Genomic DNA, 21,070 nt, shown 5'->3' with positions numbered 1-21,070 from the left:
ACTGCCGAAGGGAGCAAGAGCAGAAAGCGTGCGCGCCAGGATTTCGTTTCACATCATGGAGTTCCACAATGCCTCTCGTATCAATGCGTCAATTGCTGGATCACGCGGCCGAACACGGCTACGGCCTCCCGGCATTCAACGTGAACAATCTGGAGCAGGTGCAGGCGATCATGGCGGCCGCGAACGAGGTCAACGCGCCGGTGATCATGCAGGCGTCGGCTGGCGCCCGTAAGTACGCAGGGGAAGCGTTTCTGCGGCATCTGATTGAAGCGGCCGTCGAGTCGTATCCGCATATTCCGGTCGTGATGCATCAGGATCACGGTCAGTCGCCCGCCGTGTGCATGGCCGCGATCCGCTCGGGCTTCACGAGCGTGATGATGGACGGCTCGCTCGAAGCCGACGGCAAGACCGTCGCGTCTTACGATTACAACGTCGATGTCTCGCGCAAGGTCGTCGAATTCTCGCACTCCATCGGCGTGACGGTGGAAGCCGAACTGGGCGTGCTCGGCTCGCTCGAAACCATGAAGGGCGACAAGGAAGACGGCCACGGCGCCGAAGGCACGATGACGCGCGAGCAGTTGCTGACGGACGTCGAGCAGGCCGCCGACTTCGTGAAGCTCACGCAATGCGATGCCCTCGCGATCGCCATCGGCACGTCGCACGGTGCGTACAAGTTCTCGAAAAAGCCCACGGGCGATATCCTCGCGATCGATCGCATCAAGGAAATTCATCAGCGCATTCCGAATACGCACCTCGTGATGCACGGTTCGTCGTCGGTGCCGCAGGAACTGCTCGCCGAGATCCGGGAATTCGGCGGCGACATGAAGGAAACGTACGGCGTGCCGGTCGAGGAGATTCAGGAAGGCATCAAGCACGGCGTGCGCAAGGTCAATATCGATACCGACCTGCGCCTCGCGATCACCGGTGCGATCCGCCGCTATCTCTTCGAGAATCCGTCGAAGTTCGATCCGCGCGACTATCTGAAGCCCGCGCGCGAGGCCGCGAAGGAAATCTGCCGCCAGCGGTACATGCAGTTCGGCTGCGAAGGTCAGGCCGGCAAGATCAAGCCGATTCCGCTCGACAAGATCGCCGAGAAGTACAAGTCCGGCGAGCTTGCGCAGATCGTCAAATGAGACGCTTCTGAGTCCGGCTGCTTTGTAAAGTAAAATCAACGGGTTCCGGCGACGGGACCCGTTCGCATTTCCCCTTTCGCCGCTTCATGCGAGAAGCGGCGATTCAATTTTTGGCACCTCTTCGGTACATGACGATGTCCACGCTCTACGAATCCACGATCAAATCGCTGCCGCTGCTCGGCCGTGGCAAGGTCCGCGACAACTACGCCGTCGGTCAGGACAAGCTCCTCATCGTGACGACCGACCGCCTTTCCGCCTTCGATGTCGTCATGGGCGAGCCGATCCCGAACAAGGGCCGCGTGCTGAACCAGATGGCCGATTTCTGGTTCGAGAAACTCGGTCACATCGTGCCGAATCACAACACGGGCATCGATCCCGCGAGCGTCGTCACGCCCGACGAAGTCGAGCAGGTCGAGGGCCGCGCGGTCGTGGTGAAGCGCCTCGAACCGATTCTCGTCGAAGCCGTCGTGCGCGGTTATCTTGCGGGCAGCGGCTGGAAGGACTATCAGGCGACGGGCGCGGTGTGCGGCGTCGAGCTGCCGCCGGGCCTGCAGAACGCCGAAAAGCTGCCCGAGCCGATTTTCACGCCGGCGGCGAAGGCCGAAATGGGCCATCACGACGAAAACATCACCTACGATGACATGGAGCGCCGCATCGGCACGGAGCTGTCGGCGACGATCAAGCGCATTTCCATCCAGTTGTACAAGGAAGCGGCCGAATATGCGGCGACGCGCGGCATCATCATCGCGGATACGAAGTTCGAGTTCGGTCTCGACAACAAGGGCGAGCTGTATCTGATGGACGAAGTGCTGACCGCGGATTCGTCGCGCTTCTGGCCCGCCGATGGCTATCGGGTCGGCACCAATCCGCCGTCCTTCGACAAGCAGTTCGTGCGCGACTGGCTCGAAACCCAGCCGTGGAAGAAGGAACCGCCCGCGCCGAAGCTGCCCGACGACGTGATCGCGAAGACATCGGAGAAGTATCAGGAAGCGCTGCAACGCCTGACGGGGCAGACGCTCGCGTAAGCGTGCATTCCCTCAAACGCCTAAGGAACGTAGCGATATGAGTGAAGTACAGACCGGAGCGCACGCGCACGACGCGCCGCTCGTCGGCGTGCTGATGGGTTCCAGTTCCGACTGGGACGTGATGAAGAACGCGGTCGCGATCCTGCAGGAGTTCGGCGTGCCGTACGAGGCGAAGGTCGTGTCCGCGCACCGCATGCCGGACGAGATGTTCGACTACGCCGAGCGCGCCCGTGAGCGCGGCGTGCGGGCGATCATCGCGGGTGCGGGCGGCGCGGCGCATCTGCCGGGCATGCTGGCTGCGAAGACGACGGTGCCGGTGCTCGGCGTGCCGGTGGCGAGCAAGTATCTGAAGGGCGTCGATTCGCTGCATTCGATCGTGCAGATGCCCAAGGGCGTGCCTGTCGCCACGTTCGCGATCGGCGAGGCGGGCGCGGCGAACGCGGCGCTGTTCGCGGTGTCGATTCTGAGCGTCACCGACGCCCGTTATGCCGAAGCGCTCGCCGCTTTTCGCGTGAAGCAGAACCAGGCGGCGCGGGACATGGCGCTGCCGCCGCTCTGAGCTTTTAGCCCTACGATGAATCCACAATCTTCCCCAATCTCCCCGATTCTGCCGGGCGCGTGGCTCGGCATGGTCGGCGGCGGCCAGCTCGGCCGCATGTTCTGCTTCGCGGCGCAATCGATGGGCTATCGCGTCGCCGTGCTCGATCCCGACGAGACGAGCCCGGCGGGCGCCGTCGCGGATCGCCATATCCGCGCCGCCTACGACGACACGACCGCGCTGACCGAACTCGGCCGCCTGTGCGCGGCGGTGTCGACGGAATTCGAGAACGTGCCGGCGGCGAGTCTCGACATGCTCGCGAGCTGCACGTTCGTCAGTCCGGCGGCGAGCTGCGTGGCGATTGCGCAGGACCGCGTCGCGGAGAAGCGCTTCATCGCGCAGGCGGGCGTGCCCGTCGCGCCGCATGTGGTGATCGAATCGTCGGAGGCGCTCGACGCCCTCGCCGACGACGACATCGCCGCCGTGCTGCCGGGCATCCTCAAGACCGCGCGGCTGGGGTACGACGGCAAGGGCCAGGTCAGCGTGCGCAACGTGCAGGAAGTGCGCACCGCGTATGCGTCGCTGTCAGGCGTGCCGTGCGTGCTGGAGAAGCGCATGCCGCTGAAGTACGAAGTGTCGGTGCTGATCGCGCGTGGCGGCGACGGCAAGTCGGCCGTGTTCCCGCTCGCGCAGAACACCCACGTCAACGGCATTCTCGCCAAGACGGTCGTACCTGCGCCGGATGCGTCGGCTGCGCTCGTCGCGCAGGCGCAGGACGCGGCGCTGACCATTGCGGCGAAGCTCGGCTATGTGGGCGTGCTGTGCGTCGAATTCTTCGTGCTGGAGGATGGCTCGCTGATCGCCAATGAAATGGCGCCGCGTCCGCACAATTCCGGCCACTATACGGTCGATGCCTGCGCCACCAGCCAGTTCGAGCAGCAAGTCCGCACGATGACCGGCATGCCGCTCGGCGACACGCGCCAGCATTCGCCGGCTGCAATGCTGAATCTGCTCGGCGATATCTGGTTCGACGGCGAGCAGAAGGACAAGGCGCGCGCGCCTGCGTGGATCGATGTCGCGGCGATGCCGGCGGCGCGGCTGCATCTGTACGGCAAGGAGGAAGCGCGTCCGGGCCGCAAGATGGGGCACATCAATTTCACGGCGGCGACGCTGGAACAAGCCCGCACGGCGGCGCGCGACTGTGCGCGGATGCTGCATATTCCGCTGGACTGAGTTCTGTAGCAGCAAGCAATGACCATCATTTATCCGAGCGCCGCGCAGATCGGCGAGGCCGCGGCCCTGCTCGATGCGGGCGAACTCGTCGCGTTCCCGACCGAGACGGTCTATGGTCTCGGCGGCGATGCAGAGAATCCCGAGGCCATCGCGCGAATTTATGCGGCGAAGGGGCGGCCGGCGAATCATCCGGTGATCGTGCATCTCGCGCCGGAGGCCGATCCGGGTTACTGGGTGCGCGAGCTGCCCGCCGATGCGCAGAAGCTCATCGATGCGTTCTGGCCGGGGCCGCTGACGCTCATTCTGAAGCGCGCATCGCATATTCCGGCGGCGGTGAGCGGCGGGCAGGATTCGGTCGGCATCCGCTGTCCTTCGCATCCGGTTGCGCAGAGCCTGCTGTCGGCGTTTCACGCGCGGCGGCATGGTTCGGGCAGGCAGGGCGGTGTCGCGGGGCCATCGGCGAACCGGTTCGGGCATGTCAGTCCGACGACTGCGCAGCATGTCCGCGACGAGTTCGGCGGCGCGGTGCACGTACTCGACGGCGGCGCGGCGGACGTGGGTATCGAATCGACGATTCTGGATTTGTCGCGTGGCTTCCCGGCGTTGCTGCGGCCAGGGCACGTGAGTCCGCAGGCGATCGCCGATGTGATCGGCGAAGCGCCGCGTTTGCCCGATGGCAGCGATGCGACGGCCCCGCGTGCATCGGGCACGCTGAAGGCGCATTACGCGCCGCGGACGCCGCTGGCCTTGCTGCCGTTTGCCGCGATCGAGCCGATGCTGGGGGGGTTCGAATCGGCGGATGGGCGGAAGATCGCGCTGGTCGCGCGGGCATCGAGCGCGGGTGCGTGGGCGCGCGCGCCGCATGTGCATTTCATCGCCGCGCCGGAAGATCCGCAGAGCTATGCCCGTGCGTTGTATGGACTGCTGCGGGCGCTGGATCGGGCGGATGTCGAGCGCATCTTCGTGGAGAAGCTGCCGGAGTCGATCGAGTGGATCGCGGTGAATGACCGGTTGGGGAGGGCGGCGGCGGCGTTTGAGGGGGAGGATTCGGCTGGCGGTTGATGATGGGTTTTTGGGATTCTCGTTGTGGGACAGTGGGTTAGCGGCTAGAGGTTCCTTTGCGTGGGCGGAGATAGACCCAATATTCAGCGCGCAAAAGACGACGACACCCGGGTTACTCCGCGTGGGCGGAGATAGACCTTACGCGGAAATCGCGCGCCTGCCGCCCCTTCAGGTTACTCCGCGTGGGCGGAGATAGACCCAGCTGCAGGCTTTCGTGCGATACGTTGCGGCGGGTTCCTCCGCGTGGGCGAGGATAGACCTCGCTGCGCGCCTTCGTCTATGCCGGCGCGTGGGGTTCCTCCGCGTGGGCGGAGATAGACCCGACCCCGCGCTCGATGGCCTGGGCGAGGTCGCGGTTCCTCCGCATGCGCGGAGATCCCGCCAAAGTTCACTCCATCGCGCACGATCGACAGGCCGTTGTCGAGATCATCATCGATACCTTCGTCATCGATAAGCGACTTCGAAAGCTGGCCGCACCCTTCGCTGACCCTCTGGATACGATGGAATCGGTCTTGCACTAATGCAGGAAATTAACTTGTTGAATCAGACTTAACGTATTCAGTTGTGCTGACATTCCTTTCAAACTGCCCAGCCGGTGTAGCCCTACTGCGCTGAACCGGGAATCTGCGTCGCCCATTTGCCCCGCCTCGTGAGGGGGCTTTTTCACCGTTGTTTAGTGAGATTTGATCGCGACGGGTTGCCTCAAATGGGGGGTGCATGCCAATCCGACTGAACATAGTCGTTACCTTGTTGAGCTACTCAAACACTCTTCAATCTGTCGCCATAAACCATATGAAGAGATGCGAGAGGCGAAAGCGGCCAGCTCGAACTTCAGCTTCGCTAAACCAGATGTAGCTCTTTCGTCCTGAAGTCGCCGCAACTCGTCCTCGACAAAGCGCGGGTCGAAGCCACCTAGCTCTGGCGTCGTGATCGTAAGGTTGAAGGCGAAGGCTACAGCTACCTCGCGAAAAAATATCTGCCGAATCTCGCGAATCGGGTATTTCCGAAGCACCGAGATGGCCTCTGTCGACAAGTCGATGCCTGCAAATGTGTCGGCCAAAGACGACCGGATAAATTTTCGATCGATTTCGCTTATTGAATTCCCCATTTCTGAAGCTCCTTAACCGCTATCTCGTACTGGTCAAACGCGTATTCAGTCACTACCGATCCGCTGATCGTTCCAAGGATCGCAATTGCGAGAGCGCATAGAGGAGCGCCCGTGCCGCACAGAGCGGCAGTCGACATGCCGGTTACATAGCCGCCCAGTACCCCACCCCCGATGACTGTTCCTTGCCGCGCTACTTCTGTCACCTTATCGTCCGCTCTAAGAATTGCGTAAGCGGCAAGCCCGGCTGTCAAAAGGATCGTACCTTTGGCGGTATCCCTCATGATCGTGGTGCCAGCAGTCACCGACGTATCGTTCCTTCCTGCGGAAGCAATTACTGCGTATGAAGCTGCTTCTTTCTCCGCGCTAGTTAGAGCAGAAAACGGCTTTCCGTATAGTCGATTTGAATACTTGTTGACCGACTCCTCTATGGTCGGTCCGAAAGGTTTTTTCTTCTCGGCACGTGCTCTGTTCCACGAGGACGTAACCTTCCGAGTCTCTACAAGAATTTGGTTTCGGAGCTGATTGCAATATACAGCGCCCTCGTAAGCAGTCATCTTTCCTGAGTCGACCTCGGACTGAACAAGCTGGCTCACACGCCTGATCCCTTCGGCATATCGAGCACGGACCCTCTCATCACTGATTGCGTCCGCCGAAAATTTAAGCATCGTTGCCTCTAGAGCGTCGCGTGCGTCTCCGAAGAGGTCGCTCGTTAGCACGTGCTCTTGTTTCGTTTCGAACGGCCCTTCATGAAAGATGGACGGACTAGCTTGAACTTCGGACATCATTACCCCGTGATGGATGTAAGCAGCAGTTCCGTAACCGAATCCAACGAATTTGCGTTTTCTGTGAAGTGGAACTCGATATGCGAACAGTTGCTTCCGTTCTCATTCCTTTCGAAGCGAACTGTGTTGTTAATGCTGAAGGTTCCACGCTGCTTAGAACCGTCAGCGAAATAGGCCACACACCGCAACCCCCCAACGCTTCCGGATTCACGCAACGAGAACAAAATCCAATGGTTACCAGAGTCGGGAACGACAGCGCTACTTACGCCATGTCCCTCGTGCCGGCCTGCTTCATATCCCGTGAAAATCTGGGCCATGTTTCGCTCGGCGCGAAACACTGGTGCGGGACTACAACCGCATAGGTTGATGTCGCCGCTGAGCGCCCATCCTTCGCCATTCGGTCCCGTTCCCGGGTGACGTGGACCACTTGGCGCAATAACCCCCTCGCTTTTGCAGGCAGTGCAATAGGTTTTCATACCGAGCGTGGCGATGTGAACCAGTGGCGGCGGATTCGAACATGTTACCGAGTCAAGTCCTTCGATAATTGTCGCGCTACCGCCGCGATCACCTTTGCCGAGAAAAGGACGCCTTAGCATGTCACGCTCCCTTCGCAATCTTCCACTACGACGCTGGACACCGCAGCGCTTGCGAGGCCGCGCCTCTCTGGACTGTCCGAGATAACGTCGCCGTTGTTCAAGCGACTTCCCACGAAAGCAAGGGAAGCGGAAACACCTATACCGTTCGTCACGTGCAAGCCGCTTATGATGGTCGCGATACTCCCATCAGCATATGAGACGGCATCCCCGACAGCGGCAGCCCGCCCCAAAGTATCAACTTCCCACCAACCGGATGTTCTGCGAAGTACACCACCGCGCGCAGTAGTCGACTTCGCTACTGCCAAGCGGTAGGAAGGGGCGGGCGGTGGAACGACGTAGGCGGGGTCGAAAAGACCTTCGATTTGCGTCCGTTCAGTGACGGCGACGCCGAACTTACGCTGTAAGGGTTCGACAACGCGATCCCCGTTACTGAGTCCGCTTCCCTCCAAGGCATACGGCACGACTCCGTTCGTCAACCGGAAGCCAGCGCCATCGGTGATTACTGCTTCGCTGCCGTCAGGGTAGGTGACGACATCGCCCACCAATGCCAGGCAATGTTCATCAATTGTGACACTGCCCGTTGCCTTACTTACGACGCCACCACGTTCTGTTCTTGATCCAGCGGTCGCATACAAGTTGACCCTCTCATTCATCGTGTCGCTCGTGTGGTGTTAGAGAGATAGGAAGCTAACCGATGCAACGGCGGAACTCGAGAGATTGGAGGTGAATTATTGTAAAGCTCCGGTTTCCCCGGCTTCGTCAGCCACAGCTTGACCGGAGACTCGTCTTAGAAGCTCGGGTAGTTGGCTTCCGTCCACAGAAATTCTACGTTCTTCTTATCGTCCTCGAAGCCGAGTTCCATCGTTCGATCAAATGCGGCATTGAGCCGGTCCAGTAAAGTTGAGTCGTCCGCAAGGTTCGGGAATAATCAACGATATCCTGCTTCACCGTCAGAACGAAATTCCGATCGTCAGACGTACCAGCGCCTTCCACTCATCTTCAGAAAACTTATACATGTTATGTTGATTGGGGGTTACTCACTTTTGGATCGACGCCGAAGAAAGCCATTGCGACCGCGATATGGCGGTTCGGGCGCTTTGGTCATCCACCTCAATGCGCTTCTGCGGCGACAACCCCGGTTCTCGCAATTGCTCCGCGATAACGGGTCTCTTATAAAAACCCGGTTCCACACTCTCCATAAAAAGGAAGGCGACGAGGTGCTTTTCCTCGGTAAAAGCCTAGCCGTTCCGCCTCGGCTCGGGCAGAACGCAATGGGTTCTCTAGGTCAGATGTGGACTCGAACTTATCCATTCGACTTGATATAAAAACGTTCGCCGTCGAACAGCTAAAGCCATTTGAGCGCCGCGCCGAAGAAATCGGCGCGTGCCGTCTTCCTGAGCGACGTAGCCAGCTCATGCAGTACGCGCGGGTCCCAATAGCGCAATAGCACCTCCTGGCCGTCCGGCTGCACGGCGTTCAAGCGTTCGCGGAGCTTTGCCGCCAGCGTTGGCGCGTGATCCGTGCAGAAGAGCCAGACCACGGATGGACGCGACGCTTCAAGGGTCCCTCCGCGTGCGCGGAAATAGACCCTGCGGCTCTGGCTCGTGCCGTTGAACTGATGGATTCCTTGCAGCCGGTCTCTCACAAACCCAAGGCATCGCGAAAGCCAAAAAAAAGCCGCTCGACGTTTCACTCGAGCGGCTTTCATCACATCATCGACCCGCAAGAACCCCTACTTCCCCAACCCCGCCGCAGCAATCTTCTGCTCCGCCGTCTGCGCATAAAGCGCATGCAGATGCGTCGTCGGATGGACCGTATCCGCGTACATATACGTCTGGTCCGCGTCCGCCGTCGTGCGCGTCTGCGGCGAGCAGAACAGCGACGTCGCAAAATCGCTCGGATTCGGCTCGCCGTATCCCTTCGCGGCTGCGGCCATCGCCTGCAGATTGCAGCCCGTGCCTGTATTCGACACCGCGAAACCATACTGCTGGTAATTCGCCGTGATATTCGCAAGCGGCCCGACGATATCCAGGAAAATCACCTTCGACATCAGCCCCGTCTGCGTCAGCGCGGCCGCGAGCGCCTGATTGAAGCCGAGCGATGCCTGAGACAGCAGCGCCCGCGTCGTCGGCGTGCTCATCATGCCCTGTGGCGTCGTGCCGATATCCGGCACGTTCGACACCAGCACATGCGTCGCGCCGCTTTGCACGATCTTGCCGACGATGCCCGCCAGATCGATCGCCGCCTGCCCGATCGCCGCCGTCGCCTGCGCCGGCGTCATCTGGCCCGCCTGCACGGCCGTCAGGTTATACAGGATGTCGTTCGCGCCGCCATTGACGATCACCAGCTGCCCCGCGTTGAAGCTGCCATGCGAGCTCAGATAGTTCGTCACCTGGGTCGAGACCGGCACCGTCAGCGCGCCCGCGTAATTTGCCGGGTCCGTGCCGCGGTGGCCGATGCCGATCGGATTCGACACGCGCGAGCCGCCCTGTGCGTACCCGAAGCCGGCCTGTGCAGTGGGCGGCGTGCCGAAGCCGCCGGTCATCGCCGGGGTCAGCGTGTCGCCGTAATACTGCGCGACGTCCTGCACCCACACCTGGCCAGGGTTCGTCGTGAAGCGTCCGCCGCCAAAGTTGGCCGCCGCGACCGGCGCGTACGTGCCGGCATCGGACAGGCTGTCGCCGAACGATACGACCTGCAGCTTGATCCCGCCGGCGGGCGTCGAATTGTTGTCGTCTGAACCGCCGCCGCATGCGGCGAGCAGGGCGAATGCCGCGCCCGCGATGGCGGTGCGGGCGTAACGCGCCAGGGCGGCGCGCGTCGAGCGATGCTTCTTCATGGACCTCGTCTCCGTTCTTCGGTTTTGTACTTGTCTCGCGGCGCTTGCATGCGCCGCTCGTGCTGCTGCATCGATTGTGCCGCAAGCAGGGCGCATGTCGAGCGATGCCTTTCGTTCGGTTCTTCTCGCCCCGCCGCGCCTTCAAGCGTACACGCCGCGCGCGCCTCATCGCGCGTGACTTTGTAGAACAATCCTTCGGTCGCCGGCCGCAAACAAACCGACGACGCGGGTTTCACTCGATAGCCGATTCACCCGCGCCGATGCTCATCGCAGGCCTTACTCGCCCGCCGCCTTGCCCGGGCCTTCGTAGACCCATTCGAGCAGCGCGTCGTGGGCGGCGCGGGCCGCTTCCGCGCGCGGATCGTTGATGAAACTCACGACCACATAGCTCTGCCCGTCCGCCGCGCCAACATAGCCCGCAATCGCGCGCACGTCGCGCAAGGTGCCGGTCTTGATGTGCGCGTTGCCGCCCGCGCCCGCGTTCGAGAGCCGGTTGCGCATCGTCCCGTCGACGCCCGCGATCGGCAACGATTCGACGAACACTTGCGCGACGGGACTCGCGTTCGCCGCCAGCAAGAGATCCGCGAGCGAGGAGGCCGCGATGGTTTCGTCGCGCGATAGTCCCGAGCCGTTGTCGAGCGAAAGGCCGTTCATCGGCAGGGCGCTGCGGCGCAGGAACGTCTGGATGGCCTGCGCCGATTTCGCCGTCGTGGCGGGCGGCTTGCCTTGCGCCGCGCCGACGGTCAGGAACAGGTTGCGCGCCATCACGTTGTTGCTGTACTTGTTGATGTCGCGAACGATGTCCGACAGCACCGGACTGCGATGCGTGCCGACGAGCCGCGCGTTCGAAGGCGTCGGGCCCTCGCGCGTCGCGCCCTGGAACGTGCCGCCCGCCTGCTTCCACAACGCGAGGAAGCCGCCCGCGAAGAACGTCGAATGATCGAGCGCGGCGACGTTGATCGTGCGCGATCCGCAGCGCAGCGGATAGTCGCCGATGAACGATGCCTGCACGAAGCCGCCCTGCGTCTGGGCCACGCTCGGCGATGCCGCCGGCAGCGTGCCCGCGCATGCGCCACGCGTGACGCGCAGTTCGTTGTCGATCTGCAGTTGCGCGAGTTGCGGCAGGACGTCGATGGAGACTTGCCCGTCCGGATTCGGCGTCAGCGTGAACGAAAGCGACTTGAACGCATAAAGCAGCGGATCGGGGCCGACGTTGTAGGGCGCGGCGTCGTCGTTGTCGAAGGCGGGGAGATCGCGCGTGGAGGCGTCGAAATAGCGCTTGTCGAGCACGAGCGCGCCGTCGATGCCGGCAATGCCGCTCTGGCGGATCTGGCCGACGAGGTCGATCAGTTCTTCCGGCACGAGCTTCGGGTCGCCGGTGCCCTGAATGTACAGATTGCCGTGGAGGATGCCTTGCGCATCGACGTCGCCGTCCGCGTAGGCAGTCGTCTTCCAGCGATAGTCCGGACCGAGCATCGACAGCGCCGAGTACGTCGTGACGAGTTTCATCGTCGATGCGGGGAGCATCGGCCGGTCCGCGTTGATCGCGACGAGCGGCGTCGCCGCGCCGATGCGCTGCACGACCACGCTCATCGACGAGAGCGGCACGTGCGCCCGGGCAAGTGCGCCCATCACCGATGCGGGCAGCGGCCCGGCCGGCGCCGCGACGCGCGCGGCCTTCTCGGCTCGTGCGGCTTTCTTCACGCTCTTCGCCTTCGCGCCGCCGATCGCCGCGCGCTCCGGCGCATGCTTCTGCGATTCCGACTTCGTGCCGCCGCGCGCCGCTGCATCGGGTGAATGGGAGAGCGCGGCGCAGGCGAGCGCCGTGGCGAGTGCGAACGTCGACAGACGCGCGGAAACGGAACCGGGAATCGGAGAAAAAAACAGCATACGGGGCTTGCGTTCTTGAAGGAAAGTCGGGGCGGCGGCGCCAGAGTCGAAGGCCGGCCCGGGCGAAGCGGCTATTGTAGACAAGCCGGCTTGCGGAATTCGTACGGACGTGCCGGCGCGCAGGACGGCGGTTAAGTCACGCTTAAGCCTGCCGTGCGGCCGCGCGGATAAAATCACCGCATCCCCAACCGAAGACGATGACATGCGTATCCTGCTAGTCGAAGATGACCGGATGATCGCCGAGGGCGTGCGCAAGGCACTGCGCGCGGACGGCTTCGCGGTCGATTGGGTGCAGGACGGCGAGGCGGCGCTCACGGCCGTCGCCGGCGAAGCCTACGACCTGATGCTGCTCGATCTCGGCCTGCCGAAGCGCGACGGCCTCGACGTGCTGAAGACGCTGCGCGCCCGGGCGAATCCGCTGCCGGTGCTGATCGTCACCGCGCGCGATGCGATCGCGGATCGCGTGAAAGGCCTCGACGCCGGCGCCGACGATTATCTGGTCAAGCCTTTCGATCTCGACGAACTCGGCGCCCGCATGCGCGCGCTGATCCGCCGTCACGCGGGACGCGGCGAATCGCTCGTGCGGCACGGCACCCTGACGCTCGATCCGGTCGGGCATCAGGTGACGCTCGCGGGCGCGCCGGTCGCGTTGTCGGCGCGTGAGTTCGCGTTGCTCGAAGCGCTGATGGCGCGGCCCGGCGCGGTGTTATCGAAGAGTCAGCTCGAAGAGAAAATCTACGGCTGGGGCGAGGAGATCGGCAGCAACACCGTCGAGGTCTATATCCATTCGCTGCGAAAGAAGCTCGGCGCCGATCTCATCCGCAACGTGCGCGGTCTCGGCTACATGGTCGCGAAGGACGCCTGATGCGGTCGATCCGCCGCCAACTGCTGATCTGGCTGCTCGCACTCGTGATCGTCGGCGTCGGGTTTGCCGGATGGCTGACCTACCGGCAGGCGCTCGCCGAAGCCAACGAGCTGTTCGATTACCAGCTTCAGCAAATCGCGGCGGCGCTGCCGTCCGAGCCGTTCTCGTCGGTGCTGACGTCGCGCAGCGAAAGCGATGAAGGCGTCGTCATCCAGATATGGAACCGCAACGGCGTGCTGATGTACTACTCGCATCCGCGTGTGCCGCTCGCGCCGCATGCCGAACTCGGCTTCTCCACCGAAATGACCGCGCGCGGCGAATGGCGCGTGTACAGCGCGATCGTCGGCGATAACGTCGTGCAGCTCGCGCAGCCGCTGTCGATCCGCAATCGCGTCGCGGCGGGCGTCGCGTGGCGCACGCTGTGGCCGCTCGTGCTGCTCTTGCCGCTGCTCGGCCTCGCCATCTGGGTGATCGTCGGCAAAGGGCTTGCGCCGCTGCAGCGCGTGACGCGTGCGCTCGACACGCGTCACCCCGAGGCGCTCGATCCGCTCTCCGATCAACGCCTGCCGCAGGAAGTGCGGCCGCTCGTGCGGGCACTGAACGCGCTGTTGTCGCGGCTGTCGGCGGCGCTCGATACGCAGAAAGCCTTCGTCGCCGATGCCGCGCACGAGCTGCGCACACCGCTCGCCGCCGTGAAGATCCAGGCGCAGCTCGTCGCGCGCGCGGATGACGAACCGACCCGCCGCGAGGCGCTCTCGGATCTCAATGAAGGCATCGCGCGGGCGACGCGGCTCGCGGAGCAACTGCTCGCGCTGGCGCGATCGGAGCCGGATGGCAAGGCGGTCGCGAAGGCCGTCGATCTGCGCGCGCTGCTCGACGACTGCGTGCGCGCATACGTGCTGGTCGCCGAGGAGCGCGGCGTCGACCTGGGCATCGAGGCGAGCGAGCCGGCGACGGTCATCGGCGATCCGGATTCGCTGCGCGTGATGTTCAACAACCTGATCGACAACGCGACCAAGTACACGCCGAGGGGCGGACGTGTGGATGTCTGCCTGACGCTGCGCGACGGGCGGCCCGTCGTGGAGATCGCCGATACGGGGCCGGGCATTCCAGCCGATGAACGCGAGCGTGTGTTCGACCGCTTCTATCGCGTGGGGGAAAGCGCGAACCGTGCGCGGACGGATGTCGCGGGAAGCGGACTGGGGCTTGCGATCGTCAGGCGCATCGCGGACCAGCACCGGGCGAGCGTCGATCTGGCGGAGTCGGCGGGTGGAGGCCTGAAAGTCGTCGTCCGGCTTTGAGAACGCGTCGAACTAATAGAAGACGCCGTGCTTCGCCAGTTAATCCTGCTAAATGGCCGCGAATATCAGATATTGATTGAGGTTTGTCTTCTAGTTTTTTTTGAAAGGCTGAAAAGGACCGCGTATCGCCAAGTCATTTAGGAAAACTCTGCTTTCGCCCGGTACACGTCACTCAGTACGCTTCATCGCTCGTTTGTTAACCTGAGGAGGCGGTGCAATGAAGATTACGAGCTGCAGGTACGGCATTTCCGGCCGCAGAATTATGAAAGCGATATGCGCGAGCCGAGCAAAGGTTATCGTCGCCGTTTGCGCGATGTCGATCGGAAGCACGGCCGCGTTCGCTGACGCGGGATGGGTGACCGTGTGCAGCAGTGCTACATTTACCGCCTACGGCAGTGCGGGCACCATGATGGGTTACAACCCCAATGGTTGCACTACAGCTACGCCGGACTTCGTGCAGCTTGCGGGCGACAGTAGTGCGAACCCGTCGGAGTGGGTAAAGTTGAGCGACGGCACCGTTGACATCGGTGCAGGTACGAGCATCCAGATGCATCAGCTCATGGACATGAACGGCAGCAAGATCCAGGGGCTCGCGCCCGGCGAACTCTCGGCGAGCAGCACCGAAGCGGTCAACGGCGCACAGCTTTACGCAACCAACCTGCAGGTGGCGGACAACACCGCCGCCATCAACGCGCTGAGCGGCGCCGTCAACCTCGTCCGGCAGGACCCGACGACGCGCGCCATCACCGTTGGCAAGGACACGGACGGCACGGTCGTCGACGTCACCGGCACAAGCGGCGCGCGTCAGGTCACAGGCGTCGCGGCAGGCGCGCTCAGCGCCGACAGCACCGATGCGGTCAACGGCTCGCAGCTTTATCAGACCAACGTCCAGGTCGATGCGCTGAACCAGCGCGTGCAGAACATTTCCATCGGCGGAACGCCGGTTCTCGCTTCGCAGGCCAACGATGCGCCCGCATCTGCAACCGGTGCCAACGCGACGGCCATCGGTAACGGCGCGCAGGCCACGGCGGCGAACTCCGTCGCGCTCGGCGACCGTTCGGTCGCATCCGAGGACAACACGGTATCGGTGGGATCGGCGGGTAACGAGCGTCGCGTGACCAACGTCGCAGCCGGCGTGCGGGGCACGGACGCGGTCAACATGAATCAGTTGAACGCACTGCAGAACAATGTGAACGCGGTTGCGCGCGAAGCGTTCGCGGGCGTCGCTGCCGCGATGGCGATGCCCAACCTCACGCCGAATCAGCCGGGCAGGACGGTGGTCGCAGCGGGCGTCGCGAACTACAAGGGTTATACGGCGATCGGTCTGGGCGGCACGTATCGCTCGGAGAACAATCGCTGGCTCGTGAACGCGGCGGCATCGGTGACACCGCACGGCGACACGGGCGTGCGCGGTCAGGTCGGCTACGAGTTCTGAACGCACCGGTCAGTCCACAACGCCATCGAAGGGCGGCTATCCGAAAGGGCAGCCGCCCTTTCGCTTTCTTGGGCTTGCTTCGGTTTTCTTTCACTATCGACGTTGCACGGCTTTAAGAAAGATTTAAGCGACACCCCTTAATCTTCCGTCATCCGTAGAGTCCGCTCTACCCAAGCGCACCTGTTATCTGGAGCACACGATGAAAGCGAAGATTGTCACCCGTAGCGCCGTCGCCGCCGCAGTCGCCGTTGCGTTGTCGGCAGGTTATGTCGCCGGCCATAACAACGTTCCCGCGCCGCAGGTCATCGCGCCCGCGCAGGCCGCGATGATGCCGGCCGAAGCCGCCGCCAAGACCGGCATCCCCGATTTCTCGGGCCTCGTCGAAACTTACGGCCCGGCCGTCGTCAACATCAGCGCGAAGCACGTGGTGAAGCAGGCGTCCGCGCGCCGCAACGGCGCTAATCAGTTGCCGATGGACCCCGACGATCCGTTCTATCAGTTCTTCAGGCGCTTCGGCGGCATGCCCGGATTCGGCGGTGGCCAGGGCGGCCCCGGCGCGGATCGTCCGAGCGAAGGGCTCGGCTCGGGCTTCATCGTAAGTAGCGACGGCTACATCCTCACGAACGCGCACGTCGTCGATAACGCGAACGTCGTCACGGTCAAGCTGACGGACAAGCGCGAGTTCCGCGCGAAGGTCGTCGGGGCCGACAAGCAATCCGATGTCGCGGTGCTGAAGATCGACGCGAAGAGTCTGCCGACCGTGAAGATCGGCGACCCGAACGGCAGCAAGGTCGGCCAGTGGGTCGTGGCGATCGGCTCGCCTTATGGTTTCGACAACACGGTGACGTCGGGCATCATCAGCGCGAAATCGCGCGCGTTGCCGAACGAGAATTACACGCCGTTCATTCAGACCGACGTGCCGGTGAATCCGGGCAATTCGGGCGGGCCGCTCTTCAACCTGCAGGGCGAGGTCATCGGCATCAACTCGATGATCTATTCGCAGACCGGCGGCTTTCAGGGTCTTTCGTTCGCCATCCCGATCAATGAGGCGATCAAGGTCAAGGACGCGCTCATCAAGACCGGACACGTGGACCGCGGGCGTTTGGGCGTGACCGTGCAGGCGATGAACAAGACACTCGCCAATTCGTTCGGCATGAAGGCGCCGCAGGGCGCGCTCGTGAGTTCGGTCGAGCCGGGCGGACCGGCGGCGAAGGCCGGTCTTCAGCCGGGCGATGTGATCGTCGCGCTGAACGGGGTGCCGGTGACGGATTCGACGTCGCTGCCGTCGCAGGTCGCGGGACTGTCGCCGGGCAGTTCGGCGAAGGTGCAAGTGTGGCGCGACAAGACCACGAAGGATATCGACGTGAAGATCGGCGCCCTCAAGGATGCGAAGACCGCCAGCGCCGATGCGAACGGCGACGGCAGCGGCGGCGCATCGCAGGATGCGCGGCTCGGTGTCGCGGTGCGGCCGCTCACGCCGGAGGAGAAGCAGGAGGGATCGCTGTCGCGCGGGCTCGTCGTGCAACAGGCGAACGGCGCGGCAGCGAGCGCGGGCATTCAGGCGGGCGACGTGATCCTGGCCGTCAACGGCCAGCCCGTCACCAGCGTGCAGCAATTGAAGGCGATGGTTTCGCACGCGGGCGACAGCCTCGCGCTCTTGATCCAGCGTGACGATGCGCAGATCTTCGTGCCCGTGGATCTGGGTTGATCGCTGCGGCTGCGGCGGGCACGCAGCGTGCTTTTTGCGTTGCGGTGCCCTATCGCGCTGACCTGGCGCATCGGGCGTGACGTCGCTGGCGCTCCGGCGCACGGCGGCATCGGACAAGGAGCCAACAACGATGACGATGACGAGCAAAACGGGAAAGCTGGCAGCGACGCTGCTGGCGACGGCGCTCGCCGCGGGTCTCGCGAGCGGCGCGTGGGCGCAAGCGGCGAGCGGCGTGAATGCTGCAAGCGCCGGCACGGCCGACACGGGCAGCGCGGGCAACAGCAACGGCGGCGGCCTGCCGCAGATCGAGCAACAGGGCGATGTGTCCTACACGTCGGGCGGCGTCGGTCTCGACGAATCGCGCGCATTGTTGCGCGAACAGGCGCACTGGGCGCTATCGCTGCGCTTCACCGGGCCGACCGCGGATTATCTGTCGGGCGTGCACGTGCGAATCGTCGGCGGGAAGGGCGGCGAAGTCCTGAACACGGAATCGATGGGTCCTTACATGCTCGTCAAACTGCCGGCGGGCAACTACACGGTCTACGCGAAGTACAAGGACCAGGAGAAGAAGCAATCCGTCAGCGTGGCCGGTCCGGGCAAGGCAAAGGCGGCGTTCCACTGGAACATCCAATGACGCGGTGAGCCGCGTATCAGGACTGCCACTCCCCCGCGACGGGAGTTTGTCTCATAATCAAGTCACGAGTCGACTCCGGTTAGCTCGTGGCTTTTTTGTGGCTTGTGACGGGGCGCGCGGTCGCGCCTCGCGCTTCTCTGAACCGCAGCGCGGAGGACAGCACGATGAGCACGGACCTGAACGACGGGCACGCGGCGCACCGCATCGAGATTTTGCCGAACGCCCGGCGCTGCCGCGTCATCCACCAGGGCGTCACGTACGCCGATACCCACGCATCCCTCACGCTGAGCGAAACGGGGCACGAGAACGTTCACTATTTTCCGCGCGCCGACGTGAACATGGCGCGGCTCGAACGCTCGGTTCACACGTCGCACTGCCCGTTCAAGGGCGATGCCACCTACTACCATCTGCTGACCGAAGACGGTCCGATCGAGAACGCCGTCTGGAGCTACGAAAGCCCGTTCGACGCCGTGGCGGGCATCAAGGGGTATCTGGCGTTTTATCCGTCGCGGGTGGATCGCATCGACGAGACTTCTTAGCGAGCCGCCGCACAGACGCGCGCTGGCCGGCGTGCCAAAACAGGCGGAACCGATCGAACGCGATCGAAAGCCAGCGTCAGGCGTTTCTCGTCCCGGAGGCCCGGATGGAAGTCACGGAAGCGTTGCGCGTGCCGCTCGACCCGGCGCATGTCCGGGATGCGCTCGGCGACCTCGCATTGTTGCGGGCGAGCCTGGAAAACTGCGAGTCGTTTGCGCGCACGCCGGCCGGTGAGTACGCGCTGACGCTCGTCGTGCCGCTCGGCGCGCTGCGGGCGCGCTACGAGGTGCGCGCGCATCCTGCGGGGCGCACGCGGCAGGGCGGCGGCATGGAGCCGCCGTCGCGGGAGCACGGCGACGCGCAGCAGGATGGCTACGCCCGCACGCTCAGTTTCAAGGCGCGCGGGGAGGGCGTGGGTTCATTGCGCGGGCAGATTGCGGTCGCACTGAATGCGGAGGACGACGCAAGCGCCACGTGGATCGAATACACCGTCTGGGCGACGGTCACGGGCCCGCTCGCCGGCTTGCCGCCGCGTCAGATCGAGAACGCGCTGCGCGAAGGGGCCGACGATTTCTTCGCCGAATTCTGCGAAGTCGTGCGCGCCAAGCACGGCTTGCCGTCGATGCGCGCGGCAGGCGAGCGCACGCGCCGTCACGTGTTCTTGCGGCCGGGCGGCATGTCGGCGGCGTTCTCGCGTCGCGGGGGCTCGACGGCGCGCGCGATGCATCTCGCATCCGGCGATGCCGCCGCGAGCGGCGTGCTGCGGCATCGGCTCGGGACGCACGCGTTCGGCGCGCATGACCGGGAGCACCGGCACGATACGCACCCGTTCGGATTGCCGGGCTGGGCCTGGGTAGCGATGCTGATCGGGATCGCGGCACTGGTGTTTTTTGCGCGGCGGGCGGCGCTGCAGTAACGCGGCTCCGGCGTTACAGTCTCCGGTTCCAACCCATCGAGGACCCGCCATGCCCCGCCGCGCGCTCATCGTCATCGACGTGCAGAACGAATACGTCACCGGCAATCTGCCGATCGAATATCCCGACGTGCAGGTATCGCTTGCCAACATCGGTCGCGCGATGGACGCCGCCGATACCCACGGCATCCCCATTGTCGTGGTGCAGAATTTCGCGCCGTCCACCGCGCCGATCTTCGCGCGCGGTTCTGCGATGGCGGAACTTCACGAATCCGTCGCAGATCGTCCGCGCGCGCACTACGTCGAAAAGTCGCTGCCGAGCGCCTTCGCGGGCACGGACCTCGCCGGCTGGCTCGCGGCGCGCGAAATCGACACCATCGTGATCGCCGGTTACATGACCCACAATTGCGACGATTCCACCGTGCGTCATGCCGTCCACGCTGGCCTGTCGGTGGAGTTTCTCGTCGATGCGACCGGCGCCGTGCCGTATGAAAACCGCGCGGGCCGGGCAAGCGCGGAAGAGATTCATCGCGTGTTCACGGTCGTGATGCAGTCGCGGTTCGCCGCCGTGCTGACTACCGACGAATGGATCGCTGCGCTCGCGAACGGCGAGCCGCCGGCACGCGACAACATCTACGCATCGAATCAGCGGGCGCGTTCCGTCGCGCGTTGATTCAGACGCTCGCCGGCATCAGTAAGGCAGGACTCGAGCGCAACGCGTCGAAGCACGCGTCGATCAGCGCTTCGGAATCCTGCGCCGGATCGACGGCTTCCGGCAGCATCAGCGAGTCATGCAGGATGCCGGTGAACAGTGCGTGAAGCAGCGTGGTGGCACGCCGCGTGTCGAGCGCCGCCGGCAATTGCTGCTTGTCGATGGCGTTGCGCAGCGCCCGCTCGATCCGCTCCATCCCGTCGCGCATGTTGTTCTGGTGACGCTCGCGCACCGGCCCCATCTCTTCGACGAATTCGCACTTCAGAAACAGGATGTCGAACACGCGGCGGCGCTGTTCGTCAGCGGTGATGTTGCGCATGCACCAGACGAAAATCTCGCGGATATGCGCGAGCGGGTCCGGCTCCTTGCCGTCGAGCGTCGCTTCGACGAGCTCGTCGAGCGGCAGCAGGCTGCGGTCGAACATCGCGTTGAAGAGGTCGCCCTTGTTCGTGAAGTGCCAGTAGATCGCGCCGCGCGTGACGCCCGCCGCCTGCGCAATGTCCGCAAGCGACGTCCGCGAAACGCCTTTTTCATAAAAAACGCGTTCGGCGGCGTCCAGAATGCGGTTGCGCGTCTCCTGCGCTTCTTCCTTGGTTCGTCTGACCATGTTCGTGATGACAACTGCCGCGAGCCGGGCGCGTCGGCGGGTAGTGCGAAAGGGGATTGACGGGGAGCGTTTGAGCGTTACAGGCCCGACGCGGCGGATGTTTGTTACGCCAGTAATCTGCGCTGTAGCAGATTTTTACATTCATTCGTGAA

Annotated in this window: 20 protein-coding genes; 13 read left to right on the top strand and 7 right to left on the bottom strand. The window is 63.7% G+C overall.

The annotated features are described in order from the left end of the window. Positions 1-68: 68 nt before the first annotated feature. The 5 genes from fba (at position 69) to P9220_RS01400 (ending at position 4,991) form a co-directional block, all read left to right on the top strand. The gene (fba, locus tag P9220_RS01420) at positions 69-1,133 is read left to right on the top strand and encodes a class II fructose-bisphosphate aldolase (protein WP_309763232.1); all 1,065 of its coding nucleotides are present in this window, start codon (positions 69-71) and stop codon (positions 1,131-1,133) included. A gap of 134 nt (positions 1,134-1,267) precedes the next feature. Next, positions 1,268-2,158, top strand: coding sequence for a phosphoribosylaminoimidazolesuccinocarboxamide synthase (locus P9220_RS01415; protein ID WP_309763231.1), 891 nt, complete (start codon positions 1,268-1,270; stop codon positions 2,156-2,158). 37 nt (positions 2,159-2,195) lie between these two features. Continuing rightward, positions 2,196-2,717 (top strand): 5-(carboxyamino)imidazole ribonucleotide mutase, encoded by a 522-nt coding sequence (gene purE / locus P9220_RS01410; protein WP_309763230.1) that lies wholly within the window; start codon positions 2,196-2,198, stop codon positions 2,715-2,717. 15 nt (positions 2,718-2,732) lie between these two features. After that, the gene (locus P9220_RS01405; RefSeq protein ID WP_309763229.1) at positions 2,733-3,929 is read left to right on the top strand and encodes a 5-(carboxyamino)imidazole ribonucleotide synthase; all 1,197 of its coding nucleotides are present in this window, start codon (positions 2,733-2,735) and stop codon (positions 3,927-3,929) included. An 18-nt stretch (positions 3,930-3,947) separates the two neighbouring features. After that, positions 3,948-4,991 (top strand): L-threonylcarbamoyladenylate synthase, encoded by a 1,044-nt coding sequence (locus tag P9220_RS01400; RefSeq protein WP_309763228.1) that lies wholly within the window; start codon positions 3,948-3,950, stop codon positions 4,989-4,991. A gap of 742 nt (positions 4,992-5,733) precedes the next feature. Here P9220_RS01400 and P9220_RS01395 read toward each other — a convergent pair. The 6 genes from P9220_RS01395 to dacB form a co-directional block, all read right to left on the bottom strand. Continuing rightward, the gene (locus tag P9220_RS01395; RefSeq protein WP_309763227.1) at positions 5,734-6,099 is read right to left on the bottom strand and encodes a hypothetical protein; all 366 of its coding nucleotides are present in this window, start codon (positions 6,097-6,099) and stop codon (positions 5,734-5,736) included. Next, positions 6,084-6,815 carry a hypothetical protein gene (locus tag P9220_RS01390; RefSeq protein WP_309763226.1) on the bottom strand — a complete coding sequence of 244 codons (732 nt, stop codon included), beginning with the start codon at positions 6,813-6,815 and terminating at the stop codon, positions 6,084-6,086. The genes P9220_RS01395 and P9220_RS01390 overlap by 16 nt, the downstream gene beginning before the upstream one ends. Positions 6,816-7,470: 655 nt before the next feature. Next, positions 7,471-8,130 carry a PAAR domain-containing protein gene (locus tag P9220_RS01385; RefSeq protein ID WP_309763225.1) on the bottom strand — a complete coding sequence of 220 codons (660 nt, stop codon included), beginning with the start codon at positions 8,128-8,130 and terminating at the stop codon, positions 7,471-7,473. Positions 8,131-8,822: 692 nt separating this feature from the next. After that, positions 8,823-9,185 (bottom strand): DUF4123 domain-containing protein, encoded by a 363-nt coding sequence (locus P9220_RS01380; RefSeq protein WP_309763224.1) that lies wholly within the window; start codon positions 9,183-9,185, stop codon positions 8,823-8,825. A gap of 24 nt (positions 9,186-9,209) precedes the next feature. Beyond that, the gene (locus tag P9220_RS01375) at positions 9,210-10,316 is read right to left on the bottom strand and encodes an SGNH/GDSL hydrolase family protein (protein WP_309763223.1); all 1,107 of its coding nucleotides are present in this window, start codon (positions 10,314-10,316) and stop codon (positions 9,210-9,212) included. Positions 10,317-10,592: 276 nt separating this feature from the next. After that, complete coding sequence (gene dacB, locus P9220_RS01370) at positions 10,593-12,206, bottom strand: D-alanyl-D-alanine carboxypeptidase/D-alanyl-D-alanine-endopeptidase (RefSeq protein ID WP_309763222.1); 1,614 nt, start codon at positions 12,204-12,206, stop codon at positions 10,593-10,595. A gap of 202 nt (positions 12,207-12,408) precedes the next feature. On the opposite strand from dacB, the gene P9220_RS01365 reads away from it, so the two are divergent. From P9220_RS01365 to P9220_RS01330, 8 genes are all read left to right on the top strand, one after another. Further along, the gene (locus tag P9220_RS01365) at positions 12,409-13,071 is read left to right on the top strand and encodes a response regulator (protein WP_309763221.1); all 663 of its coding nucleotides are present in this window, start codon (positions 12,409-12,411) and stop codon (positions 13,069-13,071) included. After that, positions 13,071-14,372 (top strand): ATP-binding protein, encoded by a 1,302-nt coding sequence (locus P9220_RS01360; protein ID WP_309763220.1) that lies wholly within the window; start codon positions 13,071-13,073, stop codon positions 14,370-14,372. The genes P9220_RS01365 and P9220_RS01360 overlap by 1 nt, the downstream gene beginning before the upstream one ends. A 547-nt stretch (positions 14,373-14,919) precedes the next feature. Next, positions 14,920-15,807: a YadA-like family protein gene (locus P9220_RS01355; RefSeq protein WP_309763219.1), complete on the top strand. Its 888-nt coding sequence runs from the start codon at positions 14,920-14,922 to the stop codon at positions 15,805-15,807. Between the two features lie 199 nt (positions 15,808-16,006). Continuing rightward, positions 16,007-17,515: a DegQ family serine endoprotease gene (locus P9220_RS01350; protein WP_309763218.1), complete on the top strand. Its 1,509-nt coding sequence runs from the start codon at positions 16,007-16,009 to the stop codon at positions 17,513-17,515. A gap of 136 nt (positions 17,516-17,651) precedes the next feature. Then, positions 17,652-18,149 carry a carboxypeptidase regulatory-like domain-containing protein gene (locus P9220_RS01345; protein WP_309765339.1) on the top strand — a complete coding sequence of 166 codons (498 nt, stop codon included), beginning with the start codon at positions 17,652-17,654 and terminating at the stop codon, positions 18,147-18,149. A gap of 164 nt (positions 18,150-18,313) precedes the next feature. After that, positions 18,314-18,688 carry a DUF427 domain-containing protein gene (locus P9220_RS01340; RefSeq protein WP_309763217.1) on the top strand — a complete coding sequence of 125 codons (375 nt, stop codon included), beginning with the start codon at positions 18,314-18,316 and terminating at the stop codon, positions 18,686-18,688. 104 nt (positions 18,689-18,792) lie between these two features. Beyond that, positions 18,793-19,602 carry an SRPBCC domain-containing protein gene (locus P9220_RS01335; protein ID WP_309763216.1) on the top strand — a complete coding sequence of 270 codons (810 nt, stop codon included), beginning with the start codon at positions 18,793-18,795 and terminating at the stop codon, positions 19,600-19,602. A 49-nt stretch (positions 19,603-19,651) separates the two neighbouring features. Beyond that, complete coding sequence (locus P9220_RS01330; protein WP_309763215.1) at positions 19,652-20,272, top strand: cysteine hydrolase family protein; 621 nt, start codon at positions 19,652-19,654, stop codon at positions 20,270-20,272. A gap of 1 nt (position 20,273) precedes the next feature. Here P9220_RS01330 and P9220_RS01325 read toward each other — a convergent pair whose 3' ends face one another. Continuing rightward, positions 20,274-20,918, bottom strand: a complete 645-nt coding sequence (locus P9220_RS01325; RefSeq protein ID WP_309763214.1) for a TetR family transcriptional regulator — start codon at positions 20,916-20,918, stop codon at positions 20,274-20,276. Between the last annotated feature and the right edge of the window lie 152 nt (positions 20,919-21,070).

This window comes from Caballeronia sp. LZ016 (assembly GCF_031450805.1).
Classification (GTDB): domain Bacteria; phylum Pseudomonadota; class Gammaproteobacteria; order Burkholderiales; family Burkholderiaceae; genus Caballeronia.
This window is presented reverse-complemented; position numbering and strand designations above follow the sequence as displayed.

Bases quoted from the DNA above. Each gene is read 5' to 3' on its own strand.
- fba (WP_309763232.1), top strand. From the start codon at position 69: ATGCCTCTCGTATCAATGCGTCAATTGCTGGATCACGCGGCCGAACAC.
- P9220_RS01415 (WP_309763231.1), top strand. From the start codon at position 1,268: ATGTCCACGCTCTACGAATCCACGATCAAATCGCTGCCGCTGCTCGGC.
- purE (WP_309763230.1), top strand. From the start codon at position 2,196: ATGAGTGAAGTACAGACCGGAGCGCACGCGCACGACGCGCCGCTCGTC.
- P9220_RS01405 (WP_309763229.1), top strand. From the start codon at position 2,733: ATGAATCCACAATCTTCCCCAATCTCCCCGATTCTGCCGGGCGCGTGG.
- P9220_RS01400 (WP_309763228.1), top strand. From the start codon at position 3,948: ATGACCATCATTTATCCGAGCGCCGCGCAGATCGGCGAGGCCGCGGCC.
- P9220_RS01395 (WP_309763227.1), bottom strand. From the start codon at position 6,099: ATGGGGAATTCAATAAGCGAAATCGATCGAAAATTTATCCGGTCGTCT.
- P9220_RS01385 (WP_309763225.1), bottom strand. From the start codon at position 8,130: ATGAATGAGAGGGTCAACTTGTATGCGACCGCTGGATCAAGAACAGAA.
- P9220_RS01380 (WP_309763224.1), bottom strand. From the start codon at position 9,185: ATGAAAGCCGCTCGAGTGAAACGTCGAGCGGCTTTTTTTTGGCTTTCG.
- P9220_RS01375 (WP_309763223.1), bottom strand. From the start codon at position 10,316: ATGAAGAAGCATCGCTCGACGCGCGCCGCCCTGGCGCGTTACGCCCGC.
- dacB (WP_309763222.1), bottom strand. From the start codon at position 12,206: ATGCTGTTTTTTTCTCCGATTCCCGGTTCCGTTTCCGCGCGTCTGTCG.
- P9220_RS01365 (WP_309763221.1), top strand. From the start codon at position 12,409: ATGCGTATCCTGCTAGTCGAAGATGACCGGATGATCGCCGAGGGCGTG.
- P9220_RS01360 (WP_309763220.1), top strand. From the start codon at position 13,071: ATGCGGTCGATCCGCCGCCAACTGCTGATCTGGCTGCTCGCACTCGTG.
- P9220_RS01355 (WP_309763219.1), top strand. From the start codon at position 14,920: ATGCATCAGCTCATGGACATGAACGGCAGCAAGATCCAGGGGCTCGCG.
- P9220_RS01350 (WP_309763218.1), top strand. From the start codon at position 16,007: ATGAAAGCGAAGATTGTCACCCGTAGCGCCGTCGCCGCCGCAGTCGCC.
- P9220_RS01345 (WP_309765339.1), top strand. From the start codon at position 17,652: ATGACGAGCAAAACGGGAAAGCTGGCAGCGACGCTGCTGGCGACGGCG.
- P9220_RS01340 (WP_309763217.1), top strand. From the start codon at position 18,314: ATGAGCACGGACCTGAACGACGGGCACGCGGCGCACCGCATCGAGATT.
- P9220_RS01335 (WP_309763216.1), top strand. From the start codon at position 18,793: ATGGAAGTCACGGAAGCGTTGCGCGTGCCGCTCGACCCGGCGCATGTC.
- P9220_RS01330 (WP_309763215.1), top strand. From the start codon at position 19,652: ATGCCCCGCCGCGCGCTCATCGTCATCGACGTGCAGAACGAATACGTC.
- P9220_RS01325 (WP_309763214.1), bottom strand. From the start codon at position 20,918: ATGGTCAGACGAACCAAGGAAGAAGCGCAGGAGACGCGCAACCGCATT.